Consider the following 10821-nt stretch of genomic DNA (forward strand, 5'->3'; position numbering starts at 1 on the left):
CTGCCCCCCTTACCCCCCAAACGCAGCCGCAGCCCGCTGCAACCGATCCCGCACCGCATCCCACTCATGCCCAGCCGGCAAGGCCTCAAACACCAGCCGCGCAAACCCATCCCCATCCAGCCGGCGCAACAAGCGATAAAGCGCACGCGCATAACCCTCGGCATCGGCGGGCGCCTGCACCCACACACATCGCGGATCGGCCGCCGCCTGAACACCAACCCACGCCACGCGCGCGTCGGCGGGCAAATCGGCCAGTTGCGCAGGCAGATCCGCGGCCGAGCACAAGGCCAACGGCGTATGCGGTGCATAGTGCGCCTTGAGCGTGCCTGACGCGCGCGGCGCGGCAGCGTCCGGCGGCAACGGCGTGACGCCCAGCACCTGCGCCATCATGGCCGGCGTGATGGCGCCCGGGCGCAGCAGCACCGGGCCAATGCCCTGCTCCAGCCGCGACAGGTCCACGATGGTCGATTCAATGCCAACCTCAACGCCGTCGCCTTCAAGCACGAAGACCGCGTCGCCAAACTCGTCGCGCACGTGCTGCGCCGTGGTCGGGCTAACCTGCCCGAACTTGTTCGCGGACGGCGCGGCAATGCCGCCGCGGCCACGCTTGAAGCGGCTCAGCAGCGCCTGCGCAACCGGATGCGACGGGCAACGCAGGCCAATGCTGTCCTGGCCGCCGGCGACCGCCGCCGGGATATGCTCGGCGCGCTTGAGGATCAGCGTGAGCGGGCCTGGCCAGAAGGCGTCGATCAGGTCTTGCGCGGCCGGCGGCACATCGTCCACCCAGTAGCTGATGTCGCCACCATCCACCACGTGCACGATGATCGGGTGATTGGGCGGGCGTCCCTTGGCCGCGTAGATGCGGGCGATGGCCTCGGGGTTTTCCGCGTCGGCGCCCAGGCCGTAGACCGTCTCGGTCGGGAAGGCGACCAGTTCGCCGGCCTCCAGCAGTTGGACCGCTTGGTCAAGTTCGGCGGACGTGGGCATGCGCGACATCGGGGATCTCTGGGGTGGCGTTACTACGGAGCAACGAAGCTACGGAACTATGGGGCTGCGAAAGCAGGAAAACGGAAAAGCCCGGCGCATGCGCCGGGCAAGCCATCATGGCGCAATGTGCAGCGCCGTCAGGGCCGCATCGAAGGCGCGCTCGGCATCGGCCGCCGCGCCGCCCACGCAATTCACGTGCCCCATCTTGCGCGAGGGGCGCGCATCGCTCTTGCCGTACAAGTGCAGCTTGGCGCCGGGCTGGGCCACGACTTCGTCCCAGGCCGGCGTGCGTTCCAGGCCGAATTCGAACCACACATCGCCCAGCAGGTTTAGCATCTTGCCGGCCGAATGCTGGCGCGTGCTGCCCAGCGGCAGGCGCGCCATGGCGCGCACCTGCTGCTCGAACTGGCTGGTCTCGCAGGCGTCCATGGTGATATGGCCGGAGTTGTGCGGGCGCGGCGCCATTTCGTTGGCGACCAGCGAGCCATCGGTCAGCACGAAGAACTCGATGCACAGCACGCCCACGTAGCCCATCTCGGTGGTGATGGTGGCGGCCGCGGCGCGGGCGCGCGCGGCGATCTCGTCGGAGACGCTGGTGGACGGCATCACGGTGGAGAACAGGATGCCGTCGCGGTGCACGTTTTCGGCGAGTGGCCAGGTGGCGGTGGTGCCGTCGGCAGCGCGCGCGGCCAGTACCGAGACCTCGTAGGCCAGCGGCAACATCTTTTCCAGCACACACGGCACGTGCTGCATCGCGCGCCACGCTGCGCGCACGTCTTCGCGGGTCCTGACGCGGGCCTGGCCCTTGCCGTCATAGCCCATGCGCGCGGTCTTGAGGATGCCGGGCAGCAGGTCCTCGGGCACCTGGTCGACGTCGGCGTCGTGCTGGATCACCCAGTGCGGCGCGGTGGGCACGCCGGTGCGCTCGGCGCAGGAAGCGAAGAACTTCTTCTCGCCGATACGGTTCTGCGCGATCGACACGCAATAGCCGCGCGGCGCGACGAAGGCGCCGAGCTGCTCCAGCCGGTCGAGCGAGAGCGAGGGCACGTTCTCGAACTCGGTGGTCACCGCCGGGCACAGCTCGGCCATCTCGGCCAGCGCGGCTTCATCCGTATAGGCCGCGCAGATGTGCTTCTCGGCAATCGTGCCGGCCGGGCTGTCCTGGTCCGGATCGAGCACGCAAACCTTGTAGCCCATCGACTGCGCGGCATGGGTGAACATGCGGCCGAGCTGGCCGCCGCCCAGCATGCCTAGCCAGGCGCCGGGCAGCACCGGCGCGCTGGGATTGTCGATGCCGAACTCGGCACGCGACTCCGGCGTGTGGGCTTCGACCAGGTGGGGATGGATATCGGTTGGCATTGCGCGTCTTTCCGGATTCGGGGGCTTGGGGCTGGTCGGTATGCGTGCGAATGTGCGTATTACACCGGCAGCGTCATGGCGCGGGCAGCTTCGGTCTGCTTGGCGCGGAACGCCTCCAGGGCGGCGGCCAGCGCGTCGTCGGTGGTGGCGAGCGTGGCGATGGCGTGCAGCGCGGCATTGGCTGCGCCCGCTTCGCCGATGGCGAAGGTGGCAACCGGCACGCCCTTGGGCATCTGCACGATCGACAGCAGCGAGTCCTCGCCACGCAGGTAGCGCGACGGCACCGGCACGCCGAACACCGGCACGATGGTCTTGGCGGCGATCATGCCGGGCAGGTGCGCGGCACCGCCGGCACCGGCGATGATGGCGCGCAGGCCCCGCTCGCGCGCGGTGGCGGCGTACTCGAACATGTCGTCGGCCATGCGGTGGGCGGAGACCACGCGTGCCTCGAAGGCCACGCCGAAATCCTTCAGCATGGCGACCGCGTTCTGCATCACGTCCCAGTCGGAACTGCTGCCCATCACAACGCCGACCAGCGGCTTGGCTGTATTGCTCACGTCAAATCCTTAAATATCGGTCCGGCGCCTGGTGGCGCCAGTTCTCGCCATCCGGCGAAAATTACTGCAGTTCCTCGCCGGTCAGGCGCGTCAGCGCCTCGCGGTACTTGGCGGCGGTCTTCTCGATCACGTCGGCAGGCAGTGCGGGCGCCGGGGCGGTCTTGGGCCAGGGCTTGCCGTCGATGCGCACGGCTTCCAGCCAGTCGCGCACGAACTGCTTGTCGAAGGACGGCGGGTTGGTGCCGACTTCATACGAGTCCGCGGGCCAGAAGCGCGAGGAGTCGGCGGTCAGCACTTCGTCCATCAGCGTCAGCGTGCCGTTCTCGTCCAGGCCGAACTCGAACTTGGTGTCGGCGATGATGATGCCGCGGGTGGCGGCGTAGTCGGCGGCTTCCTTGTACAGGCGGATCGAGATATCGCGCATCTGGCGGGCCAGGTCGGCGCCGATGCGCTCTTCCGTTTCAGCAAAGGAGATGTTCTCGTCGTGCTCGCCCATCTCGGCCTTGGCGGCCGGGGTGAAGATCGGCTCGGGCAGCTTCTGCGCGTTCTGCAGGCCGGCGGGCAACTCGATGCCGCACACGCTGCCCGTGGCCTGGTAGTCCTTCCAGCCGCTGCCGGCCAGGTAGCCGCGCACCACGGCTTCCACCAGGATCGGCTTGAGGCGCTTGACCACCACGGCACGGCCTTGCACCTGCTCGACTTCGGCCGGGCTCACCACGGTCTCGGCGGCAATGCCGGTTTCGTGGTTCGGCACGATGTGAGCCAGCTTCTTGAACCAGAAGTTGGCCATCTGGTTGAGCACGCGGCCCTTGGCCGGGATCGGCTCGCCCAGGATGACGTCGAAGGCCGACAGGCGGTCGGTGGTGACGATCAGCAGCTTGTCGTCGCCCACGGCGTAGTTGTCGCGGACCTTGCCGTGGCCGAGCAGCGGCAGCGAAGTGATGGAGGACTGGTAGAGAGCGTTCGACATGGTGTTTCGGTGGTTCGGTGGTTCCGATGGAAGGCACTAACAGAATGATTCTGGCGCCTGGCCAGAACAACTGCTTCGCTTCATTTTGTTAGCGCTTTTCAGCGCCCCGGCACCGGGGCCTGAAAAGCGTCGTCCCCGCACCTCCCCGTTTGACGGGATCGGAGCTGGGACGGCACGGGGTCCTGCTTACTGCACGACCTGGGCGAGTTCGCCCGACTTGTACTTCTGCGCGATGGCGTCGAGCGAGACCGGCTTGATCTTGGCGGCCTGGCCTTCGCAGCCGAAGGCGACGTAGCGTGCCTTGCAAACCAGCTTGGCGGCTTCGCGGGCCGGCTTCAGGTATTCGCGCGGGTCGAACTTGCTCGGGTTCTCGGCAAAGAAGCGGCGGATCGCGCCGGTCATGGCAAGGCGGATATCGGTGTCGATATTGATCTTGCGCACGCCATACTTGATGGCTTCCTGGATTTCCTCGACCGGCACGCCGTAGGTTTCCTTCATGTCGCCACCGAACTGGCGGATTTCCGCGAGCAGTTCCTGCGGGACCGACGACGAGCCGTGCATCACCAGGTGGGTGTTGGGGATGCGGGCATGGATTTCCTTGATGCGGTTGATCGCCAGGATATCGCCAGTGGGCTTGCGGGTGAACTTGTAAGCGCCGTGCGAAGTGCCGATGGCGATCGCCAGCGCGTCCAGCTGGGTGGCCTTGACGAAGTCGGCGGCTTGCTCAGGGTCGGTCAGCAGCATGGAATGGTCCAGCTTGCCTTCGGCGCCGATGCCGTCTTCCTCGCCGGCTTCGCCGGTCTCGAGCGAGCCCAGGCAGCCAAGCTCGCCTTCCACGGTCACGCCGATGGCGTGCGAGAGCTGCACCACCTTGCGGGTCACTTCGATGTTGTACTCGTAGTCGGACGGGGTCTTGCCGTCTTCGCGCAGCGAGCCGTCCATCATCACCGAGGAGAAGCCCAGGTCGATGGCGGCCTGGCAGATCGCCGGCGACTGGCCGTGATCCTGGTGCATCACCACCGGGATGTGCGGATAGGCTTCCACAGCGGCTTCGATCAGGTGGCGCAGGAAGTGCTCGCCGGCGTACTTGCGTGCGCCTGCGGAGGCTTGCATGATCACCGGCGCATTGACTTCGTCCGCGGCCTGCATGATGGCCTGAACCTGTTCCAGGTTGTTCACGTTGAAGGCGGGCAGCGCGTAGCCGTTTTCGGCGGCGTGGTCGAGCAGCTGGCGCATCGATACGAGTGGCATGTCAAACTCCTAAAGAAAGAATGGGGTGTCTCGTTGAATGATCTGGTCGATCTGGTCGATCTGGTCGATCTGGTCGATCTGGTCGTTCTTTGCTGTTCGCGCAAGACGCCGTCTCAACGCGATTTATCGTGGGTGATCCTGTGCGCTCGAGCGCCGGCGGTCTGTCCGGCGCGGCACATATCAGGCGCCAACCCGGACAATCTTCAGCGTATTCGTGCCACCCGGCTGGCCCATCGGCTCGCCAATGGTCAGCACGATAAAGTCGCCGCGCTGCACAACGCCGCGCGACAGCAGTAGTTCCTCAGCCTGTTCCAGCGCGGTGTCCCGGTCGGCGCTGGCTTCCAGCGGCAGCGGCACCACATTGCGGTAGAGCTGCATCTTGCGCTGCGACGCCAGGTTGGGCGTCATTGCGTAGATCGGCACATGGATGCGATGCCGGCTCATCCACAGCGCGGTGGCGCCGGAATCGGTCAGCGCGGCAATGGCCTTTACCTGCAAATGATAGGCGGTGAACAGTGCGCCCATGGCGATCGACTGGTCGATGCGGCCAAAGGTCTGGTTGAGAAAATCGGTGTCGAGCTGGACCACCTCGGACTTCTCCGCCTCGACGCAGACCGCAGCCATGGCTTCCACGGTTTCCACCGGATAGCGGCCGGCGGCGGTCTCGGCAGACAGCATCACGGCATCGGTGCCGTCCAGCACGGCGTTGGCCACGTCCGACACCTCGGCGCGCGTGGGCACCGGGTTGACGATCATGCTCTCCATCATCTGGGTGGCGGTGATGGTCAGCTTGTTGGCCTCGCGCGCCAGCCGGATCATGCGCTTTTGCAGCGCGGGCACGGCCGCGTTGCCCACTTCCACGGCCAGGTCGCCGCGGGCCACCATGATGCCGTCGGAGGCCTGCAGGATCTCTTCCAGCACGCCCGGGCGGATCGCTTCGGCGCGCTCGATCTTGGCGATCATGCGGGCCTTGTGCTGGTGCGGCTGGCCGGCCACCGCGGCGAGCTGGCGCGCCATTTCCATATCGGTGGCGTTCTTGGGGAAGCTCACCGCGACATAGTCCGCGCCCAGCGCCATGGCGGTCTTGATGTCTTCCATGTCCTTGGCGGTCAGCGCCGGCGCCGACAGGCCGCCGCCCTGGCGGTTGATGCCCTTGTTGTTCGACAGCTCGCCGCCGATCCGCACCGTGGTGAAGATCTCGTGGCCTAGCACGCGGTCCACCACCAGCACGATCAAGCCATCGTTGAGCAGCAGCAGGTCGCCCGGGCCCACGTCGCGCGGCAGGTCCTCGTAATCGAGGCCGGCGCGTTCCTGGTTGCCCAGGGTACAGGTGGCGTCGAGGATGAAGGGCTCACCCACTTCCAGCGTGATCTTGCCGTGCTCGAACTTGCCGACGCGGATCTTCGGCCCTTGCAGGTCGGCCATGATGGCGACTTCCCTGCCGCAGGCCCTGGCCGCCTCGCGCACCAGGCGAGCGCGCTCGATATGGTCCGCGGCTACGCCGTGGGAGAAATTCAGGCGCACCACGTCGACCCCTGCCGCGATCATGCGCGTGAGCATTTCCAGCGTGCTGGAAGCGGGGCCGATGGTAGCGACGATCTTGGTGGAACGGGTCATGAACTGATTTTCCTTATCGAGGGCCAGCGCAGGTAGGACAGCGGCACACCGCAAGCAAACACACGGCAGCCCGCCATGCGCAACGGCATGGCTGGGCTGCCGCGGAACAACTCGGCAATATCGGTCAGCCCGCGGCGCGCTGTTCCAGCACCTCGAACGCGGGCAGCTTCTTGCCTTCCAGGAATTCCAGGAAGGCGCCGCCACCGGTGGAGATGTAGCCCACCTGGTCAGCGATGCCGTACTTGGCGATGGCCGCCAGCGTGTCGCCGCCGCCGGCGATCGAGAACGCCTTGGACTCGGCGATGGCTTGGGCCAGCACCTTGGTGCCATTGCTGAACTGGTCGAACTCGAACACGCCGACCGGGCCATTCCACACGATGGTGCCGGCCAGCTTGAGCTGGTCCGCCAGCATCTGCGCGGTCTTGGGGCCGATGTCGAGGATCATGTCGTCGTCGGCCACGTCCTTCGCGTCCTTGACGGTGGCAACCGCGGTGGCGCTGAATTCCTTGGCGCACACCACGTCCACGGGGATGGGCACCGAGGCGCCGCGCGCGGCCATGAGATCGATGATGGTGCGTGCATCGGCCACCAGGTCAGCCTCGGCCAGCGACTTGCCGATCTTCAGGCCGGCAGCCAGCATGAAGGTATTGGCGATGCCACCGCCGACGATCAGGTTGTCGACCTTGCCGGCCAGCGTCTTGAGGATGGTCAGCTTGGTGGACACCTTGGAGCCGGCGACGATTGCCACCAGCGGACGCGCCGGCTGGCCCAGGGCCTTGCCCAGCGCATCGATCTCGGCGGCCAGCAGCGGACCGGCGCAGGCGATGGGCGCGTATTTGGCGATGCCGTGGGTGGTGGCTTCGGCGCGGTGCGCGGTGCCGAAGGCATCGTTGACGTAGACGTCGCACAGCTTGGCCATTTTCTGCGCCAGTTCGTCGCTGTTCTTCTTTTCGCCCTTGTTGACGCGGCAGTTTTCCAGCAGCACCACTTCGCCCGGCTTGACCGCGCTCACTTCGCCGTTGCCGTCGACCCAGTTCTGCACCAGCTTGACCGGCTTGCCGAGCAACTCGGCCAGGCGCGCGGCCACGGGCGCCAGCGAATCCTCGGGCTTGAACTCGCCTTCGGTCGGGCGGCCCAGGTGCGACGTCACCATCACGGCGGCGCCTGCCTGCAGACAAGCCTCGATGGCGGGCACCGAGGCGCGGATGCGGGTATCTTCGGTGATTTGGCCGGCGTCATCCTGCGGCACGTTCAGGTCGGCGCGGATAAAAACCCGCTTGCCGGCAATTTTGCCTTGGGAGATGAGATCGGAAAGACGCAGGACAGAGGTCATGGCGGTGGCTGGAGAGCGAAAATCGGGGAAAATCGGCATTTTACCTGATCGCAGGGGCCATTTTGCGGGATTGCGCCCCGGATGCGCCCGCCAGCGCGTGCCCCGTTCGTCACATACGGCGAGCAACGTGCCGCATCCTCGCAACGCACCCCCTGAAAGTGGGGTGCGACAATTGCATTGCGTCTCGTACGCTGCTGCCAAAGCGCGCACTGTATGCACAAGTCGGTACAAGATAAGCACGCAAGAACATAGCCAGAGGCCCGCCTCAGACGGGACCCAAGGCACTGGTGCCGGACACGCTTACGGTAAGCGGCGTCGGCGCCACGCGGCTAACGCCGTTGTCGCGAAGGCAGGGGTAACCATGAACGAAGACATGCACGGAGCAATCCGTGGCTTGTACGAAGGGATTCTTGATGCGCAGGCCTGGCAGCAAAGCCTGCACACCTTGAGCAATATCGTCGGCAGCGCGCACGCATCGATGATCGTGCGCGACACCGATCGCGACCTGATGACGGTCAACGAGATCGTGCGCCCGGTGCAGGAGTTGTTCACCGCCTACGAGAAGGAGTTCCACGCGCTGGATCCGGGCAAGCTGTTTGCCCACAACCTCTCCCCCGGGGAGTGGTACATCGATGCGCGCGATTTCGGCGAAGGCGCGATGCAGCGCAGCCCCTTCTACCGGGAATTCTTCCACCGCTTCGACCTGTGCTCCTACGCAGCCTGCCTGGTCGAGCGAAAGCCCCACTACGAGGTGTATTTCGCGCTGCAGCGCTCGTTCTCGCAAGGCAATTTCACGCCGGCGGATGTCAGCGCGCTGGACTGGGCGCTGCCTCACATGCGCAGCGCCATGGCCATGCGCGACCGCACCATCGGGCTGTCGACGCTGGCGCAACTGTCAGGGCAGATCCTGGAGCGCCTGTCGTTCGGCGTGATCGCCTTCTCGCCCGAGCGGCGCGTGCTGCTGAGCAACGGCATCGGCGAGCGCTGGGTGCGGCGGCTGGCCCCCACCGGCAAGACGGGCGAGTGGCAATTGTCGCGCTCGCTGGCCGACATGGTGACTGCCGCCTGCGCGCCGCGCAGCGCGGTACCGGCGCAGGCAGCAATCGCCCGCCATGGCAACGGCGCCTGTGCGCAGCTGACCGTGCTGCCGCTGCCGCCATCCCACATCTTTGCGCTGCCCTGGCAGCAACCCGCCGCGCTGGTGGTGATCCATGAAGACGCGCAGGCACCGGCGGAACTGCCGCAACTGCTGCGCGAAGTCTATGGACTGACGCCCGCCGAGATCCGGCTGGCAAGCCTGCTGGCCACCGGCATGGGCCTGCCCGAAGCCAGCGAGCGCCTGAACGTGCGCCACGAAACCGCGCGCAGCCAGCTCAAGGCGGTATTCCTCAAGACCGGCGCCAGCACGCAGGCCCGCCTGACGCGGCTGCTGACCCAGCTGGGCACGGCGCTCGGCCCCGGGCCGCAAGGGCCGGGCGACGCAGCCTAGCGGATCGAGCCTTCGGGGCCCGGCGCTCGCCCGGCCGCGGCTCAGCCGAGCAGCCGCATGGCGGTATAGACCGCCATGCCCGCCACGATCATGCCCACCATGCGCCGCGTCGCCAGGTAGAACACCAGCGCCACCGCGCCGGCCACCAGCTTGTAGTTGCTTGGGGCCAGCGTGAAATGCCCCTGCCAGGTCATCAGGTCGGGCAGGATGATGGCCGCCAGCGCCGCCGCTGGCGCGTAGCGCAGCGCGCGCTGGATGCGGTCCGGCACCGTCACGCGCTCGCCCGCCATCAGGAACAGCGCACGCGTGACGATGGTCACCAGCGCCATGCCGACCAGCGCGATCCAGATTTCGAGATGGCTCATGCCCGGTCCTTTGCCGCCGGAGCCGCTGAGCGGGCCGCCGCCTGCGCGGGCGCATGCTCGGCCTTGCGGCGGCGGATGCCCGCCAAGGTCGCGCGAGCGGCCAGTTCGTCACTGGCCATGCCGGCCGCGATCGCCCCCACCACCGCCACCACCAGGCCGAGCCGGTAAGGCAGGGCAAAGCACAGCAGCGCCAGCGCGCACGCCACGGCCACCGCCAGCAGCGTCGAGCGCGAGCGGATGGTCGTGACCATCACGGGAATCAGCGCCAGCGTGCCGGCCAATCCCAGGCCCCAGCTGTCCGGGAACGCGCTGGCCAGCACGATGCCGATGATCGACGAGACCTGCCACATGGCGAAATTGGTCAGCGCCATGCCCCAGAAGTAGCCTTCCTTGCCCGGCTCATGGCCTGGCGTGGCATAGCGCTGCATGAAGTAGACGAAATGCAGGTCGCCGTTGAACGACCCCAGCAGCGTGCGGCGCCACAACGGCAGATAGCTGAAATGCGGCTGCAGCCCCGCGCTGAAGATCACGAAGCGCAGGTTGACGATGGCGGCGGTCAGCCACACCGTCCACAGCGGCAGGCCCGCCGCAAACAGCGGCAGCACGGACAACTGGGCCGAGCCCGCGTAGACCAGCAAGGACATGCCGATCGCCTCGGGCACGTTCATCACCGACTTGCTCATGGCCACGCCCGTCACCAGTCCCCAGGAGAACACGGCAGGCAGGGAAGGTGCGAAATAACGCGCCCCCTCGATAAAGCCGGCCCGCTCGGCCGGGGCAAAACGATGCCAAGGACGCAGCAGGGCCTGGGGCGGTCGGAAGGTCATAACGGAAGGCTGGGGGGCTGGCAGCCGCCGGGGGCGGACTAGCCCTTAGGGGGAATTGGGCATTAT

10 protein-coding genes are annotated in these 10821 nt (G+C 66.8%); 1 reads left to right on the plus strand and 9 read right to left on the minus strand.

Features of this window, described 5'->3' with window-relative positions:
• Positions 1–9: 9 nt before the first annotated feature.
• From AC1RWI_RS36985 to AC1RWI_RS37015, 7 genes are all read right to left on the minus strand, one after another.
• Entirely contained in the window at positions 10–996 is a 987-nt protein-coding gene (locus AC1RWI_RS36985; RefSeq protein ID WP_043343954.1) for an L-threonylcarbamoyladenylate synthase, read from the minus strand.
• Between the two features lie 105 nt (positions 997–1101).
• The gene (locus tag AC1RWI_RS36990; RefSeq protein WP_492870785.1) at positions 1102–2346 is read right to left on the minus strand and encodes a 5-(carboxyamino)imidazole ribonucleotide synthase; all 1245 of its coding nucleotides are present in this window, start codon (positions 2344–2346) and stop codon (positions 1102–1104) included.
• 59 nt (positions 2347–2405) lie between these two features.
• A complete protein-coding gene (purE, locus tag AC1RWI_RS36995) occupies positions 2406–2903 on the minus strand; it encodes a 5-(carboxyamino)imidazole ribonucleotide mutase (RefSeq protein ID WP_006158083.1) in 498 nt (165 codons plus the stop codon).
• A gap of 61 nt (positions 2904–2964) precedes the next feature.
• A complete protein-coding gene (locus AC1RWI_RS37000; RefSeq protein WP_043343946.1) occupies positions 2965–3873 on the minus strand; it encodes a phosphoribosylaminoimidazolesuccinocarboxamide synthase in 909 nt (302 codons plus the stop codon).
• A gap of 186 nt (positions 3874–4059) precedes the next feature.
• Positions 4060–5124 carry a class II fructose-bisphosphate aldolase gene (fba, locus tag AC1RWI_RS37005; protein ID WP_150992695.1) on the minus strand — a complete coding sequence of 355 codons (1065 nt, stop codon included), beginning with the start codon at positions 5122–5124 and terminating at the stop codon, positions 4060–4062.
• Positions 5125–5304: 180 nt separating this feature from the next.
• Positions 5305–6741, minus strand: a complete 1437-nt coding sequence (gene pyk / locus AC1RWI_RS37010) for a pyruvate kinase (protein WP_043351281.1) — start codon at positions 6739–6741, stop codon at positions 5305–5307.
• 124 nt (positions 6742–6865) lie between these two features.
• Complete coding sequence (locus AC1RWI_RS37015; RefSeq protein ID WP_043343942.1) at positions 6866–8074, minus strand: phosphoglycerate kinase; 1209 nt, start codon at positions 8072–8074, stop codon at positions 6866–6868.
• A gap of 361 nt (positions 8075–8435) precedes the next feature.
• On the opposite strand from AC1RWI_RS37015, the gene AC1RWI_RS37020 reads away from it, so the two are divergent.
• The gene (locus AC1RWI_RS37020) at positions 8436–9563 is read left to right on the plus strand and encodes a helix-turn-helix transcriptional regulator (RefSeq protein ID WP_492870786.1); all 1128 of its coding nucleotides are present in this window, start codon (positions 8436–8438) and stop codon (positions 9561–9563) included.
• 41 nt (positions 9564–9604) lie between these two features.
• Here the strand turns inward: AC1RWI_RS37020 and AC1RWI_RS37025 are convergent, their stop codons facing one another.
• Both AC1RWI_RS37025 and AC1RWI_RS37030 read right to left on the minus strand, forming a co-directional pair.
• A complete protein-coding gene (locus AC1RWI_RS37025) occupies positions 9605–9928 on the minus strand; it encodes an AzlD domain-containing protein (protein ID WP_441641395.1) in 324 nt (107 codons plus the stop codon).
• Positions 9925–10755, minus strand: coding sequence for an AzlC family ABC transporter permease (locus AC1RWI_RS37030; protein WP_043343932.1), 831 nt, complete (start codon positions 10753–10755; stop codon positions 9925–9927). The genes AC1RWI_RS37025 and AC1RWI_RS37030 overlap by 4 nt, the downstream gene beginning before the upstream one ends.
• Positions 10756–10821 lie beyond the last annotated feature (66 nt).

It is taken from the genome of Cupriavidus sp. MPR-AND1C (genome assembly GCF_058809705.1).

Bases quoted from the DNA above. Each gene is read 5' to 3' on its own strand.
- pyk (WP_043351281.1), bottom strand. From the start codon at position 6,741: ATGACCCGTTCCACCAAGATCGTCGCTACCATCGGCCCCGCTTCCAGC.
- AC1RWI_RS36985 (WP_043343954.1), bottom strand. From the start codon at position 996: ATGTCGCGCATGCCCACGTCCGCCGAACTTGACCAAGCGGTCCAACTG.
- AC1RWI_RS37030 (WP_043343932.1), bottom strand. From the start codon at position 10,755: ATGACCTTCCGACCGCCCCAGGCCCTGCTGCGTCCTTGGCATCGTTTT.
- AC1RWI_RS37000 (WP_043343946.1), bottom strand. From the start codon at position 3,873: ATGTCGAACGCTCTCTACCAGTCCTCCATCACTTCGCTGCCGCTGCTC.
- fba (WP_150992695.1), bottom strand. From the start codon at position 5,124: ATGCCACTCGTATCGATGCGCCAGCTGCTCGACCACGCCGCCGAAAAC.
- AC1RWI_RS36990 (WP_492870785.1), bottom strand. From the start codon at position 2,346: ATGCCAACCGATATCCATCCCCACCTGGTCGAAGCCCACACGCCGGAG.
- AC1RWI_RS37015 (WP_043343942.1), bottom strand. From the start codon at position 8,074: ATGACCTCTGTCCTGCGTCTTTCCGATCTCATCTCCCAAGGCAAAATT.
- AC1RWI_RS37020 (WP_492870786.1), top strand. From the start codon at position 8,436: ATGAACGAAGACATGCACGGAGCAATCCGTGGCTTGTACGAAGGGATT.
- AC1RWI_RS37025 (WP_441641395.1), bottom strand. From the start codon at position 9,928: ATGAGCCATCTCGAAATCTGGATCGCGCTGGTCGGCATGGCGCTGGTG.